Source organism: Tabrizicola sp. (genome assembly GCF_022842145.1).
Classification (GTDB): Bacteria; Pseudomonadota; Alphaproteobacteria; order Rhodobacterales; family Rhodobacteraceae; genus Tabrizicola.
The window spans coordinates 493,510-507,999 of sequence record NZ_JALHQD010000003.1 but is presented as its reverse complement, the minus strand read 5'-3'; the positions used below and the strand labels follow the sequence as shown (position 1 = coordinate 507,999).

Sequence of the window (14,490 nt, the reverse complement as noted above, 5' to 3'; positions counted from 1 at the left end):
GCGGGACGACATGGCAACATCGGGCAGACTTCGCGCAACCCTGGTCATGGGCGCAAGCGCGCTGGCACTGGCAGGCTGCATGGACACCGGCAACCTTGACTGGGACCTGCGGTCCGGTCGGGGCGACACGTCCGAGGCCGCGCGACAGGCGACGGCTGCGGCGCCGCTGCCGGATGGCAACGGGATCATCTCCTACCCGGATTACCAGATGGCCACGGCCCAGCGCGGCGAGAGCGTCGCCAGCATGGCGGGCCGCCTGGGCATGAACCCCGAAGACCTGGCGCGCACCAATGCGCTGCGCCCGACCGATACGCTGCGCGAGGGCGAGATGCTGCTTTTGCCGAAGCGCGTCGCGGCCGCGCCGCAGCCTGCGGTCATCGGTGGTGCGGCCCTGCCGTCGGGCGGGGGCGTGGACATCACCTCGATCGCGACCACGGCGCTGGACGAGGCGGGACCGACGCCGGTGGCAAGCTCTCCGGTCGCGTCGAAGCCGGTGTCGGGCCAGCCCCTGACCCACCGTGTCGCACGGGGCGAGACGGCGTTCACCATCGCGCGGACCTACAACGTCTCGGCCAAGGCGCTCGCGGACTGGAACCAGCTTGGCTCGGACATGGCCGTGCGCGAGGGCCAGACGCTGATCATCCCGATCGCCACGGCTGCCGCGCCCGATCCGGAGCCGGTCCCGACCGCGCCCGGCGCAGGCTCGCCCACGCCCGAGCCGCCCTCGGCCAAGAAGCCCTTGCCGGACGAGGCGGTCGAGCCTGCGGCGGCCAAACCGAAGGCAACGCCGCCCTCGCCCGATCTTGGGGCTGAAAAGACCACGTCGACGAAGATGGTGATGCCGGTGTCGGGCAAGATCATTCGCGGCTACGACGCGAAGAAGAACCAGGGCATCGACATCGCCGCCGCTGCGGGAAGTTCGGTGAAAGCCGCCGATGCCGGGACGGTGACGGTGCTTTCGGCCGACACCAACGGCAAGGGGATCGTCATCATCCGCCATGCGGGCGACCTTCTGACGGTCTATGTCGGGGTGTCCGGCATGGTGGTGAAGAAGGGCGACAAGGTGAAGCGCGGGCAGGAGATCGGCAAGGTGGCACCGGGCGATCCGGCCTTCGTGCACTTCGAGGTGCGCAACACCTCCAAGCAAAGCTTCGACCCGGTGGGCTATCTGCAGTAAGCGCCCGGCGTTGCATGTCGAGCCCTCCGCGCGCGCGGGGGGAGCGACGGGGGGCAGCCGTCAGTCGGCGAGCCGCGACACCAGGACCTTGTCGATGCGGCGGCCGTCCAGGTCGATCACCTCGAAGCAGTAGCCTTCGGCTTTGACCGAGGCACCCAGGTCGGGGATCTGGCCCATCTGGTGCAGGACCAGTCCGGCCACCGTGTCGTATTCCCCTGCCAGTTCGCGGGGGAGTGACAGCCGGTCGCAGAATTCGTCAACCGGCATCCAGCCCGCGACGAGAAAACTGCCGTCCGCGCGTTCGACCATGGCGGGCTCGTCGGCTTCGGACGCGGCAACAGCGCCGGTGATGGCCTCGAGCACGTCGCCGGTGGTCAGGATGCCTTCGAAGTGGCCGTATTCGTCATAGACCAGCGCAAAGCGATGCTCGGACCGTTGCAGGATTTCCAGGACATCCAGCGCCTCGGACCGGTCGGACACCACCGGCACCTCGTGCACCAGCGCCTTGATCGACAGGGTTTCGCGGCGCGAGACGACCTGGAACGCCTCGGTCAGAAGGACGATGCCCACGACCTCGCCCTCGGCGTTGGCGACGGGCATCCGGGGGCGGGCGATCTTGCGGATCGCGGCCACGGCTTCGGAGCCGGTGGCGTCAAGGGGCAGCATCTCGACTTCGTGCCGCGGGGTCATCAGCGCGCTGGCGGTGCGGTCCGACAGGCGCATGACGCCGGTGATCATCTCGCGTTCTTCGGTTTCCAGCACGCCGCCCTCATGGGCTTCGGCCAGAAGGACGTGGACTTCCTCTTCGGTCACCCGGTTTTCGCTGGTCCCGCGCTGGCCCAGGAGCCAGAGCAGAAGCTTGCCCGACTTGTCCAGAAACCAGACCAGCGGCGCGCCGATCACCGACAGGAAGGTCATCGCCGGGGCCATGCGGATGGCGACCGCCTCGGGGTCGCGGAGCGCGATCTGCTTTGGCACCAGTTCGCCGACGATCAGGCTGACATAGGTGATCGCGACGACCACGCCACCCACACCCAGCGTCGCGGCCCAGTCGGCGGCAACGCCCTGCTCAACCAGCCAAAGCTGCAGCCGGAGGCCCAGCGTCGCCCCGGATAGCGCGCCCGACAGGACGCCGACGGCGGTGATTCCGATCTGCACCGTGGACAGGAACCGCCCGGGATGTTCGGCAAGGCGAAGGGCCATCCGCGCGCCGCGGCTTTTCGCCTCCAGCGACTTCAGCCGACCCGGCCGCGCGCTGACGATGGCAAGTTCCGACATCGCGAGGACGCCGTTCAGAATAATGAGGGCCAGAATGACCAGAAGTTCTGTGAGCATGGCCCTACCGGGGTAAGCCCGGAAGCCGCCTTAGGCAAGCGGGAAGGCAGCTCACAGGCGAAGCCGCACCCCTTCGCGGGCCGCGAGATCGCAGAAGAACTGCCACGCCACCCGGCCCGACCGGCCGCCGCGCGTCGCCTGCCACTCGATCGCTTCGGCGTGGAGGCGTTCGTCCGGCACCTGTACGCCATGCGCCGCGCAATAGCCGCGGATCATCTCCAGATAGTCGTCCTGGCTGCAGGGATGGAAGCCCAGCCACAGCCCGAAACGGTCGGAGAGCGAGACTTTCTCTTCCACCGCCTCGCCGGGATTGATCGCGGTCGAGCGTTCGTTCTCGATCATGTCGCGCGGCATCAGGTGGCGACGGTTCGAAGTGGCGTAGAACAGGACATTCTCGGGTCGCCCCTCGATCCCGCCATCCAGAACGGCCTTCAGCGACTTGTAATGCTGGTCGTCGTGGCTGAACGACAGGTCGTCGCAGAAGAGGAGGAACTGGTGGGGGGCTGTGCGCAGGTGCGACAGCAGGCGCTGGACCGACGGCAGGTCCTCGCGGCTGAGTTCCACGATCTTCAGGTCGTGACCTTCGGCCCGGACCTGGGCGTGGACCGCCTTCACCAGGCTGGATTTTCCCATCCCCCGCGCGCCCCAGAGAAGCGCGTTGTTGGCGGGCAGACCGGCGGCAAAGTGCCGGGTGTTCTCCATCAGCGTATCGCGCGAGCGGTTCACGCCGACCAGCAGCGCCAGATCCACGCGGCTGACATGGGCTACCGGCTCCAGCCGGTCAGGGCTTGTGTGCCAGACGAAAGCCTCGGCGGTGAAGTCCGGGGCGGGCATCGGCGCCGGGGCAAGCCGCTCCAGCGCCGCGGCAATCCGGTCAAGCGGGTCGGTCACGCCTTGGTCTCCGGCAGATCCTCGGGCTTGTCGTCGGTTTCGTCGTCCCAAAGCCCCTCTGCCCGCAGTTCCGCCTCGCGCCGCTTCTCTATCCGGCGGATCAGGAAGATCGACAGTTCGTAAAGCGGGTAGACCGCGAAGAAGAGGATAAGCTGGCTCATCACGTCGGGCGGCGTGACCACGGCCGCGACCAGCAGGATGATGACGATCGCATAGCGCCGCATGTTGGCCAGACCGGCAGAAGTCGCAAGTCCCGCCTTGCCCATCAGCGTCAGAAGGACCGGCAGCTGGAAGCAAAGCCCGAAGGCCATGATCAGCTTGAGGCTGATGTCCAAGGTCTCGTTGACCTTGCCCTGGAAGACGATGTCGATGCCCGTGTCCGCCACCGGCGCGGCGGTGTCCACCACGACCTCGGCGACATTGTCGGAAAGCCCCGGCAGGAGTGCTGTCACCACGGAAAAGGCATCGGCGAAGCCCAGGAAGAAGGTCATTGCGATGGGCGTGACCACGTAATGCGCGAAAGCTGCGCCGACGAAGAACAGCACCGGGGACGCGATTAGGAAGGGCAGGAACGCCTGCTTTTCCGTCTTGTAAAGACCGGGGGCCACAAAGCGCCACAGCTGGTAGGCGATCACCGGGAAGCTGACCATCAACCCGGCCACGACCGAGATATGGACGAGGGTAAAGAAGTATTCCTGCGGCGCGGTGTACTGCATCACCGGGTTCGGATCGCCCAGTTCGCGCATCGCCCGTTCGATGGGCTCCAGCATGAAGTCCAGGATCGGCTCGGCCACCACGAAGCACAGGATCATGCCGACGAGGAAGGCCCCGACCGCCCAGATCACCCGGTTGCGCAGCTCTATCAGGTGCTCGACCAGGGGGGCCGAGCTGTCCTCGATGTCATCCTTGGTGGTCATTCTGCGTCCCCGGCCGGGCTTTCCGGCTTCTTGCGGCGGCGTCCCGGCGTGTTGGGTGCCGGTGCCGATGCGGTCGCATCGGCAGGCGAGATCGCCTTCAGCTTTGCGGCGGCTTCATCCAGCACCGCCTTGCGCGCCGCCTTCTGTTCGTAAAGCGCCGCCGTCGCGGGCCCGACCGGAGCCGCGGCAGGGACCGCCTCGGCTACCACGGCGGCAGCAGGAGCGGGCGTCATTGCGGCGGGCGTCGTTGCGGCTGGCGTCGTTGCGGCTGGCATTGGCGGCGGGGTCAGGGGCTTCGTGGGCACCGCGGGGTTCTTCATCGGGTCCCATTTCTCGAACTTGTCGGCGGCGGATTTCACCGCTTCAAGCCCCATCGCCTTGGGCGAAGTCACCTTCCGCAAATCGTCCGCCACGTCCTTGACGCCGGATTCCTTCGCGGCCTGCTCCATCGCGCGGCTGAATTCGCGCCCCATCGAGCGGATCTTCGCGGTAAAGCGACCCAGCTCGCGGAACATGCCGGGCAGGTCCTTCGGGCCGATCACGATCAGCGCGACGAGGCCCACGATGAGTAGCTCGGACCAGCTGAGTTCCATATTGCGTTACCTTGGCCGGTCCGGGTCAGACCTTTTCCTTCTCGGACGGCGTGACGTCCTTGGCCTCGGCGGCCTTCTGGGCCTCGATCTCGGCATTGCCGTCCCCGACGCCCTTCTTGAAGGCGGTGATGCCCTTGCCGACCTCGCCCATCAGGCTGGACACCTTGCCCTTGCCGAACAGTACAAGGACCACGACCGCGATAAGCAGAAGTCCCGGCAGACCGATGTTGTTGAACATGTTAACCTCCGTATGCGGCCCCGGCGTGGGGCCATGTCCCGTCTCTGGTGTCTGATTACGCCCCTCACCGGGTCGGTTCCAAGACCCAAGCGGCTTGCGCGGGGCAGACAACTGACAGTATTTTGTCAGTAAGATGGGCAATATTGCCCTTGCTACGGCTGGAAACCCGATGAAACGCGACGCGCGCCTGTACGACATCGTCCAATCCCTGCGCGACGGGCGGCTGCACACGGCCTCGGAACTGGCCGCGCGACTCGGGGTGTCGACCCGGACGATCTGGCGCGACATGGAGATGCTGGCGGCGACCGGACTGCCGGTCGAGGGCGAACGGGGGTTGGGCTACATCCTGCGCTCGCCCTTGATGCTGCCGCCGACGATGCTGACGCCGGAGGAGCTGGAGGCGCTGGTCGAGGGGCTTCGGCACGTGGGGCAAGAGGGTAACCCGCGGGCGAAGGCGGCGCGGAGCCTGCTGTACAAGGTCGCAACGCTGCTGCCGCAATCGGGGATCGAGGCGGAGAGCTAAGCCGGGAGCCCAAAATCCTTGAGGAAGGATTTTGAAAAATTTCTTCCTCAAGAAATTTGGCCCGGCGCCAACGTTGCTGACAGACCCTTGTCAGTTGCCCCCTGCCATACCCACCGCATCGCAACCAAGGAGTTCCCGATGCGCGTGATCGAATATGTCACCTTCGCTCTTGTCCCCGGCACAACTGACGTCGCCTTTCTGGCCGCCGCCCGTGGCACCGAGGCCCTGATCCGCCGCCAGCCCGGTTTCCTCTTCCGCCGCCTGTCGCGGGGGCCGGACGGCCACTGGACCGATGCCGTGACCTGGGAGACCCTGACCCAGGCCGAGGCTGCGGCCCAGGCCGTCATGGCTGACCCCGACTTCGCCCCCTTCATGGCGCTGATCGACGGGCCCTCTGCCCGGATGCGCCACGAAGAGCTGGCCTTGACGCTGGACTGATCCCCGGCCCACCCTGCCCCATGCGCCGCACCGACCGTCTGTTCGAACTGATCCAGATCCTGCGCGACGGGCGGCTTCATACCGCCCGCGACATGGCCGAACGGCTGGAGGTGTCGACCCGCACCCTTTGGCGCGACATGGCGACGCTGATCGCCTCGGGCCTGCCGGTCGAGGGCGAACGCGGGGTGGGCTATATCCTGCGGGAGCCGGTGACCTTGCCACCTCTGACGCTGACACCCGACGAAGTGCAGGCCCTGACGCTGGGCCTGCAACTGGTGTCACGCGGCGCGGACCCTTCGCTGACCCGGGCGGCGGAAAGCCTGCTCGGCAAGGTCACCGCCGTCCTGCCCGCCCGCCTTCTGGACGGGATGGGCGAGGAGAGCTGGGTTTTCCCCGGTGCCGAGGCCCTGGCCGCTGCCCGCCACCTGCCCGTCCTCCGCCGCGCGATCCGGCTGAGGCAGCGGATCCTGATCGGCTATGTCGATGGTGAAGGCACTGCATCGGTCCGCCCGGTGCGGCCGCTGGTGCTGGAGTTCTGGGGTCGGGTCTGGACGCAGGCGACCTGGTGCGAAGTGCGGGGCGATTTCCGGAGCTTCCGCGTTGACCGGATCGAGACCCTCGTTCTGGCAGGCGATACCTTCCCGGACGATCCCGGCAGGACGCTTGCCGACTGGCGGCGGTTGCACGCAGGCTAGACCCCGAAGACGAAGCAACGTTCCCGCCGGATCATCAGCCAAAGCACGGTGCCCGGCTTCGGCAGGAACACCCCGGGCACGGATGCGGTCAGTTTTGCGCCTTCGAAGTCCATCGCGAAGTCGACCAGGCTTTCGCGGCCAAGATAGCGGCTGCGCAGGACCGTGCCGCGGGCCGGAACCCCGTCCTCGGGCGTCGGGTTCGGGCCGCGACCGCCGCGATCGAAGTCGATCCGCAGATGCTGCGGGCGGATCACGATCTCGACCGCGCCGCCGTCGGCATGACCGGGCGTGAGAAAGGCCCCGAACGGGGTTTCGGTCAGGGCTCCCCGGGACGTGCCCCGGATCACGTTGATATCGCTGAAGAACGCCGCCGCGACCTTGTCGACCGGGGCGTTGTAGACGTTGTAGGGCGCGCCCTTCTGGACGATCCGGCCGGCCCGCATCAGCGCGATCTCGTCGGCCATGCGCATCGCTTCGTCAGGCTCATGCGTGACCAGAAGGACGGCAGCACCTTCTTCCTTCAAAAGCTCCAGCGTGCGGTCGCGGATGCCGTCGCGGAGCCGGTTGTCCAGGCCTGAGAACGGCTCGTCCATCAGCATGACCCGCGGCTTTGGCGCAAGCGCCCGGGCCAGCGCAACCCGCTGCTGCTCGCCCCCCGAAAGCTCATGCGGGTGTTTCGACCCAAAGCCGGCAAGATCGACCTTTTCCAGCAGCTCGCCCACGCGCCGCGCTTTTTCGGTCCGGTCGACGCGCAAGCCGAACGCGACATTCTCGGCCACGGTCAGATGCGGGAACAGGGCGAAATCCTGAAACATCAGCCCGACCGAACGCGCCTCGGGCGGGACATGCACGCGGGGTCCCGCGACCACATTGCCGTCCAGCAGGATCTCGCCCGCATCGGCCCGCTCGACCCCCGCGATGATCCGCAGCGTGGTGGACTTCCCGCAGCCCGACGGGCCCAGGAGACAGGTCACCTGCCCGGCCGCCACCGTAAGCGACACATCGTCCACCACCCGCCGCCCGCCGAACGCACGCACCAGATGGCGGACCTCAAGCCGAAGGGGAGTGCTGTCGGGCATGCTGTCCTGGAGTATTTCTCGGATTTGTCTACCAGCGCCCTTCCGCCGCTACAACCGCCGCGTCCGGCCTGCAGCACCGCAAAAATGGCGCAAACTGTCCACGATTTGCACAGAATGCGGCGATATGGGGAAACTGTTTTCATTCCTGGACAGGAAGGTCCGGTCATGCTGTTTCGTGCGCTTGCGCTTTTGTGCGCCATTTCCGTGCTTGCCGGCCTGTTCCTGCCCTGGATCGCCACTCCGGTCGGCAGCAATCTGGCACCCTGGAACGCCCTGCCCGCTTTCGACCGCGCCTCGATTGAGACCTACCTGGCCCAGGCACCGAACGAAGTGCGGCTCTTCCTCTTCTCGTTCCTTCTGGCCGCGCTGTTCACCGTGCTGTCCCTGGTGGGACTGGAACGGCGCTGGCTGGCCTTCCTCACCGGCCTCAGCATCGTCGGCCTTGCCGGAACGCTGGTCTGGCGCGTGCGAGAAACGCTGGGCATCCTCGAGCCGCAGTGGACGATGGAAGAGGCCAATCGCCTCTTCGTGCTGGCCTCCGAGGTTCTGGGAACCGGTGGCTGGGCCTGGATCGGCGGCGGTGCGGCGCTGTTCCTGCTTGGCATCGTCGATCCGGGACGGGCGAAGGCGCGCTAGAGCGTCGCGTTGGTAGCCCCGCCGTCCAAGAGGATGTTCTGCCCGACGATGAAGCCCGCGTGCTGCGAGCAGAGAAACGCGCAGGCGGCGCCGAATTCGGCCGGGGTGCCGTAGCGCCCCGCCGGGATCGTGGCGGAGCGTTCGCTGATCGCCTCTTCCATGCTGATCCCCCGTGTCCTGACCACGGCTGCATCCAGCGCAATCGCCCGGTCGGTGGCATGGATGCCGGGCAAGAGGTTGTTGATCGTCACACCCTTGCCCGCCACCTGCCGCGAGGTCCCGCCCACGAACCCCGTCAGCCCCGCGCGGGCCGCGTTCGACAGGCCCAGGACCGGCACCGGCGCCTTGACCGAAACACTGGTGATGTTCACGACCCGGCCCCAGCCCTTGGCCATCATGCCGGGCAGAACGGACTGCATCAGCGCGATGGGGGTCAGCATGTTGGCGTCCAGCGCCTTGATGAAATCCTCGCGAGCCCAGTCGGACCATAGCCCCGGCGGCGGGCCTCCGGCGTTGGTGACCAGAATGTCGAAGGGGCCATGTGCCAGTACCGCCGCGCGACCCGCCTCGGTCGTGATGTCGGCGGCCACGGCGGTCACGTTCACCTGATAGCGCGCGCGCAGGTCGTGCGCCGCCGCTTCCAGCGCCTCGGCACCGCGGGCGTTCATCACGAGATCCACGCCCGCATCCGCCAGCGCCTCGGCGCAGCCCCGGCCCAAGCCCTTGGACGACGCGCAGACCAGCGCCCGCTTTCCCGCAATCCCCAAATCCATCCGCAACCCTCCTGCTTTGGCCAAAGCCTAGCAGGCGACGGAACAAGGACAAGCACCCTGCGCTCTTTCACATTTGCCCAAGTATCCTCCGGGGGTTTGGGGGTGGAAAACCCCCAACTTCAAGGAGGAGGGCGCAAGCCCCGACGACGAGACAAATGACTTGCGCGCCAGCGCTCCTTCAGGAACCCGGCCGATGCCGGATCAACCGCCGTAAAAGAACTCTTCCCGCACGATCCGGCCGTCCTTCACGTGGTAGACCGCCACCTCGCGGCCCTGGCTCCTTCGGCCGGTCGCTTTTTCCGTGGTGTCCATCCCGAAGATCACCGCGAATCTGTCGTCGCCGTGGAGGAACGGCCCCTCGACCGTCAGCCCGTGGGTCACGAAGGCCCCGTCCCACCAGTCGTGCTTGCCGTGGATGCCCGCCAGACCCACCGTCTCGCGGCCGCCGCCCATGTCCATCGCCTCGACCGAGACGGCGTCGGGGGCGTAAAGCTTGTCCAGGTTCTCTCGCGTGCGCTCTTCGCGGCAACCGGCGACCAATTCGTCGGCAATCTCTTTCAGGGTCATGGCATCCTCCTGATGTTCCACCAATGTTCTCATCCTGCGCGCCAGATCCGAGTCGCGCAACCCCCCGTGCCCGTTGCGGCCAAAGCCTGCGCAAGCTAAGGGGGTGCCATGTCGAACCGTGCCCCCCTTCCGCCCGAAATCGCCCGCCGCCGGACTTTTGCGATCATCTCGCACCCCGACGCCGGGAAAACGACGCTGACCGAAAAGTTCCTGCTGTTCGGGGGCGCGATCCAGATGGCCGGTCAGGTCCGTGCCAAGGGCGACGCGCGGCGCACGCGGTCGGACTTCATGAAGCTGGAGCAGGAGCGGGGCATTTCCGTCAGCGCCTCGGCGATGTCCTTCGATTTCCGGCAGTACCGCTTCAACCTGGTGGACACGCCCGGCCACAGCGATTTCTCGGAAGACACCTACCGCACCCTCACGGCCGTCGACGCCGCGATCATGGTGATCGACGGGGCGAAGGGCGTCGAATCCCAGACCCGCAAGCTGTTCGAGGTCTGCCGTCTGCGCGACCTGCCGATCCTGACCTTCTGCAACAAGATGGACCGCGAATCCCGCGACGTGTTCGAAATCATCGACGAGATCCAGGAAAACCTGGCGATCGACGTGACCCCGGCCTCCTGGCCCATCGGCGTCGGGCGCGATTTCGTGGGCGCCTATGACCTTCTGCACGACAAGCTGGAGATCATGGACCGCGCCGACCGCAACAAGGTGGCGGAATCGATCAAGATCAGCGGCGTGGACGACCCGAAGCTGGCCGAGCACATCCCGGCCGAGCTTTTGCAGAAGTTCCATGACGAGCTGGAGATGGCGCGCGAACTGCTCCCCGCCTTCGACCGCACGGCTTTCCTCAACGGCTCGATGACGCCGATCTGGTTCGGCTCGGCGATCAACTCGTTCGGCGTGAAGGAATTGATGGACGGCATCGGCGAATACGGGCCCGAGCCCGAGCCCCAGAAAGCCGCCGAACGCCAGGTCGATCCCAGCGAAAGCCCGGTCACCGGCTTTGTCTTCAAGGTCCAGGCCAATATGGACCCCAAGCACCGCGACCGGGTGGCCTTTGTGCGCCTGGCCTCGGGCCATTTCGAACGCGGCATGAAGCTGCACCATGTCCGCACCAAAAAGCCGATGTCGATCACCAACCCCGTCCTCTTCCTGGCCGCCGACCGCGAGCTGGCCGAGGAAGCCTGGGCCGGTGACATCATCGGTATCCCGAACCACGGACAACTGCGCATCGGCGACGCGCTGACCGAAGGGGAATCCCTGCGCTTCACCGGCATCCCCTCCTTCGCGCCGGAACTTCTACAGTCCATCCGGGCGATGGACCCGATGAAGGCCAAGCATCTGGAAAAGGCCCTGACCCAGTTCGCCGAGGAAGGGGCCGCCAAGGTCTTCAAGCCGATGATCGGTTCGGGCTACATCGTCGGCGTCGTCGGCGCGCTGCAATTTGACGTGCTGGCCAGCCGGATCGAGCAGGAATACTCACTGCCCGTCCGCTTTGAAGGATCGAACTTCACCAGCGCTCGCTGGATTTCCGGCGACAAGGCCGACATGGAAAAGCTGGTCAACGTCAACAAGGGCCACATCGCGCATGACAGTGACGGGGACCTTGTGTTCCTGACCCGCCTGCAATGGGACATCGACCGAGTCGTCCGCGATTATCCCGGCGTCAAGCTGACTGCGACCAAGGAAATGATGGTCTGAGCCGCGCTTGACCGGGTCTACCCCGCATCCTAGCCTTCACGAAGGCTGGACGGGATGGGGCCAGGAGATGCGACTATGACGATGGCCGACAGCCCTGCCGACCCGCCGGATTCGGCTGCAGCCGAGGTCAATCTGACCTATCAGGATGCACCCGACGGTTTGATCGAGCGCTGGAGCAAGCGCCGGGGTCCGGTGAACTATGGCCAAGGTGAAGGGTTGCCACCTCTGGACATCGACCTGGCGATGCTTGCCGAACACATGGTGCCGGAGGGCGATACGCCGCCCGCCCACCGCCTGTCCGACTACAAGCGCAAGCTGTGGCAATTGCGAATGGAACTGCGCGGCAAGTCCGAACTCGCCGTTCTGAATGCCGACCTGATCGTCCATCTGCGGCGAGCAACCTTTCCGGACCATGCTCCGGCCCTGTTCCGCCGCATCTGGATCGAACATGGTCGATCGCTCAGGGACGAACTTCCGACCCGCTGGCTGATCTCGTCGGTTATCACCTTTGGCGACTTTGGCGAGACCGAGGCGCAGCGCAGGCTAGGCCTTTCGATGAACGTCTTGTTTTCGCTAATGAAACTGTATGAATTCGAGCGTATGACCTCTGGCCTTGGTCCGGACGAGCTTTTTCGCCGGAAACGCAAGAAGGGTGCACATCTGCCGATGGGCATGCTGGATTTCGGGCTGGACCGGGGCGGATTGGACTACAATCTTTTGGCCCCGATCTGGCAGGCGGCGCTGGCAGAACCTGTGGTCGGGCCGTTGGCCTGTTGCCTCCTGGAGCGGTTGAATTCCGATCCGGGAACGCTTTTCCGTCGTCTGCAAGGAATGCGCGCGGGGCGTCAGGCCTATCTTGAGCGGCTGGAGGCAGGCGCTCGGGCTGAAGAAGCGGCCATGGAGGCGACGGGCTGGGAAGCAGAAACACCAACAGCCCCCGATGAGGCGACCTAGCCCGGAGCCGGGATTCCCCACAGCCGTGTGCAAGTGCCGCCCGCCGCAACGCAACCAGCCTCAGTGAAAGGGTGTCTGGCAACGGGTTTGAGCCGCCGAAATCTACCCTTTAACGTGCTGCCAGTTCCCCTTTTCCGGGGCCGACTTGACCATCGCCGGGATTTCAGCTATGCGCCTCCGGCGGCCAACGTGGCCGAGACGCCGGGGCGCCCGGAAACATGCGTCCCACCATTCATGCGGTCCGATACCGCATTCATAGGACGCTAATGACCAAATTTTCCGACCTCGCGCTGGACCCGCGCGTGCTGCAAGCCGTAACTGAAGCCGGCTACGAAACTCCCACCCCGATCCAGGCCGAGGCCATTCCGCACGCGCTGCAAGGCCGCGACGTGCTGGGGATCGCCCAGACCGGCACCGGCAAGACCGCGAGCTTCACGCTGCCGATGATCACGCTTCTGGGTCAGGGCCGTGCCCGCGCCCGGATGCCGCGCAGCCTGGTGCTGGCGCCGACGCGCGAACTCGCCGCCCAGGTGGCCGAGAACTTCGAGATCTACGCCAAGCACACCAAGCTGACGAAGGCGCTTCTCATCGGTGGCGTCGCGTTTGGCGAACAGGACAAGCTGATCGACCGTGGCGTCGATGTGCTGATAGCGACGCCTGGCCGTCTCCTGGACCATTTCGAACGCGGCAAGCTGCTTCTGACCGGTGTTCAGATCATGGTCGTCGACGAGGCTGACCGGATGCTCGACATGGGGTTCATCCCGGATATCGAGCGGATCTTCCAACTGACCCCGGCGACCCGCCAGACGATGTTCTACAGCGCCACGATGGCGCCCGAGATCGAGCGGATCACCAAGACCTTCCTGAAGGACCCCGCCAAGATCGAAGTTGCGCGGCAGGCCACGGCCTCGCTGACCATCACGCAAAGCCTGATCGAGGTGAAGCCCGTTCGCAAGGACCGCAGCTTTGGCGACAAGCGCGCCGTCCTGCGCGGGCTGATCCGCGCCGAGGGTGAGTCTTGCACCAACGCGATCATCTTCTGCAACCGGAAGATGGACGTGGACGTGGTGGCCAAGTCGCTGAAATCGCATGGTTTCAACGCGGCACCCATCCACGGCGACCTGGAACAGTCGATGCGGATGAAGACGCTGGACGCCTTCCGCGACGGCTCGTTGCACCTTCTGGTCGCTTCGGACGTGGCGGCACGCGGGCTGGACATCCCGGCCGTGAGCCACGTGTTCAACTTCGACGTGCCCTCGCACCCCGAGGATTACATCCACCGCATCGGCCGCACCGGCCGCGCGGGGCGTCTGGGCAAGGCCTACACGATCTCGGTTCCGTCGGATGAAAAGTACCTCAAGGCGATCGAAAGCCTGATCAAGACGGAAATCCCGCGCGGCGCGCTGCCCGAGGGGTTTGAGCCCGACACCCGGGAAGGCAAGCCCGACCGCCCGCGCGAAGAGCGCAAGGGCCGCGAACGTGGCGGCCGCAGCCGTGAGCGTGACCGTCCGGTCAAGGCGCATGACGAAAGCGCACCGATGGAGCCGCTGGTCGCAGCGCCGAAGCCCGAGCTTGTCGCAGAGGCCGTGCGCGAAACCCCACGCGAGGCCCCCCGCGAAGAGCGCCGGGATGACCGCCGCGAACCGCGCAGCCCGGAACGCACCGAGCGCAGCGGCGAGCGTCGCCGTGAAGATCGGGGCGACCGGGTCGAGCGGACGGACCGCGTTGAACGGACGGACCGCGTTGAGCGGACTGATCGGGTTGAACGGGCAGACAGGGGTGAACGCCGCGAGCCGCGCGAGGAACGTCGGGACGACCGGCGCGATTATCGCCGCGACCGCGACCTTGGGCCGTCGGTGATCGGCATGGGCGACCATGTGCCGGACTTCATCCTGCGCAGCTTCGCGCTGAAGCCGTCGAAGACCGAAGAGCTGGAAGACGCCACCGGCACCGAGGGCTGATCCCTCCCC

Annotated in this window: 16 protein-coding genes; 8 read left to right on the top strand and 8 right to left on the bottom strand. The window is 66.2% G+C overall.

All coding sequences use genetic code 11. The annotated features are described in order from the left end of the window. Positions 1–46 precede the first annotated feature (46 nt). Positions 47–1,177, top strand: a complete 1,131-nt coding sequence (locus Q0C42_RS10675; protein WP_295075083.1) for a peptidoglycan DD-metalloendopeptidase family protein — start codon at positions 47–49, stop codon at positions 1,175–1,177. A 60-nt stretch (positions 1,178–1,237) separates the two neighbouring features. Here the strand turns inward: Q0C42_RS10675 and Q0C42_RS10670 are convergent, their stop codons facing one another. The 5 genes from Q0C42_RS10670 to Q0C42_RS10650 are packed head-to-tail and all read right to left on the bottom strand — an operon-like array spanning position 1,238 to position 5,151. Continuing rightward, positions 1,238–2,512, bottom strand: coding sequence for a hemolysin family protein (locus Q0C42_RS10670; protein ID WP_295075080.1), 1,275 nt, complete (start codon positions 2,510–2,512; stop codon positions 1,238–1,240). Positions 2,513–2,563: 51 nt separating this feature from the next. Then, positions 2,564–3,403: an ATP-binding protein gene (locus Q0C42_RS10665; protein ID WP_295075077.1), complete on the bottom strand. Its 840-nt coding sequence runs from the start codon at positions 3,401–3,403 to the stop codon at positions 2,564–2,566. Then, a complete protein-coding gene (gene tatC, locus Q0C42_RS10660; protein WP_295075074.1) occupies positions 3,400–4,320 on the bottom strand; it encodes a twin-arginine translocase subunit TatC in 921 nt (306 codons plus the stop codon). The genes Q0C42_RS10665 and tatC overlap by 4 nt, the downstream gene beginning before the upstream one ends. Next, positions 4,317–4,913 carry a Sec-independent protein translocase protein TatB gene (gene tatB, locus Q0C42_RS10655; RefSeq protein ID WP_295075071.1) on the bottom strand — a complete coding sequence of 199 codons (597 nt, stop codon included), beginning with the start codon at positions 4,911–4,913 and terminating at the stop codon, positions 4,317–4,319. Before tatB ends, tatC begins: the two co-directional genes overlap by 4 nt. 25 nt (positions 4,914–4,938) lie before the next feature. Then, positions 4,939–5,151 (bottom strand): twin-arginine translocase TatA/TatE family subunit, encoded by a 213-nt coding sequence (locus Q0C42_RS10650; RefSeq protein ID WP_295075068.1) that lies wholly within the window; start codon positions 5,149–5,151, stop codon positions 4,939–4,941. 169 nt (positions 5,152–5,320) lie between these two features. Here Q0C42_RS10650 and Q0C42_RS10645 point away from each other — a divergent pair, with 169 nt between their 5' ends. From Q0C42_RS10645 to Q0C42_RS10635, 3 genes are all read left to right on the top strand, one after another. Then, complete coding sequence (locus tag Q0C42_RS10645; protein WP_295075065.1) at positions 5,321–5,674, top strand: HTH domain-containing protein; 354 nt, start codon at positions 5,321–5,323, stop codon at positions 5,672–5,674. A gap of 138 nt (positions 5,675–5,812) precedes the next feature. Then, on the top strand, positions 5,813–6,112 hold the full coding sequence (locus Q0C42_RS10640; protein WP_295075062.1) for a hypothetical protein: 300 nt from the start codon (positions 5,813–5,815) through the stop codon (positions 6,110–6,112). 20 nt (positions 6,113–6,132) lie between these two features. After that, on the top strand, positions 6,133–6,807 hold the full coding sequence (locus Q0C42_RS10635) for a YafY family protein (RefSeq protein WP_295075059.1): 675 nt from the start codon (positions 6,133–6,135) through the stop codon (positions 6,805–6,807). On the opposite strand, the gene Q0C42_RS10630 is transcribed toward Q0C42_RS10635, so the two are convergent. Further along, positions 6,804–7,886 carry an ABC transporter ATP-binding protein gene (locus tag Q0C42_RS10630; RefSeq protein ID WP_295075056.1) on the bottom strand — a complete coding sequence of 361 codons (1,083 nt, stop codon included), beginning with the start codon at positions 7,884–7,886 and terminating at the stop codon, positions 6,804–6,806. The genes Q0C42_RS10635 and Q0C42_RS10630 overlap by 4 nt on opposite strands. Before the next feature lie 165 nt (positions 7,887–8,051). Here Q0C42_RS10630 and Q0C42_RS10625 point away from each other — a divergent pair, with 165 nt between their 5' ends. Further along, on the top strand, positions 8,052–8,522 hold the full coding sequence (locus Q0C42_RS10625; protein ID WP_295075053.1) for a hypothetical protein: 471 nt from the start codon (positions 8,052–8,054) through the stop codon (positions 8,520–8,522). Here Q0C42_RS10625 and Q0C42_RS10620 read toward each other — a convergent pair. Then, positions 8,519–9,295: an SDR family oxidoreductase gene (locus Q0C42_RS10620; RefSeq protein WP_295075050.1), complete on the bottom strand. Its 777-nt coding sequence runs from the start codon at positions 9,293–9,295 to the stop codon at positions 8,519–8,521. The two genes, Q0C42_RS10625 and Q0C42_RS10620, sit on opposite strands and share 4 nt — an antisense overlap. A 201-nt stretch (positions 9,296–9,496) precedes the next feature. Continuing rightward, positions 9,497–9,862, bottom strand: a complete 366-nt coding sequence (locus tag Q0C42_RS10615) for a nuclear transport factor 2 family protein (protein WP_295075047.1) — start codon at positions 9,860–9,862, stop codon at positions 9,497–9,499. A gap of 108 nt (positions 9,863–9,970) precedes the next feature. Here Q0C42_RS10615 and Q0C42_RS10610 point away from each other — a divergent pair, with 108 nt between their 5' ends. The 3 genes from Q0C42_RS10610 (at position 9,971) to Q0C42_RS10600 (ending at position 14,481) form a co-directional block, all read left to right on the top strand. After that, a complete protein-coding gene (locus Q0C42_RS10610; RefSeq protein ID WP_295075044.1) occupies positions 9,971–11,566 on the top strand; it encodes a peptide chain release factor 3 in 1,596 nt (531 codons plus the stop codon). A 75-nt stretch (positions 11,567–11,641) separates the two neighbouring features. Further along, positions 11,642–12,520, top strand: coding sequence for a hypothetical protein (locus tag Q0C42_RS10605; protein ID WP_295075041.1), 879 nt, complete (start codon positions 11,642–11,644; stop codon positions 12,518–12,520). A gap of 266 nt (positions 12,521–12,786) precedes the next feature. Beyond that, the gene (locus Q0C42_RS10600) at positions 12,787–14,481 is read left to right on the top strand and encodes a DEAD/DEAH box helicase (protein WP_295075038.1); all 1,695 of its coding nucleotides are present in this window, start codon (positions 12,787–12,789) and stop codon (positions 14,479–14,481) included. Positions 14,482–14,490 lie beyond the last annotated feature (9 nt).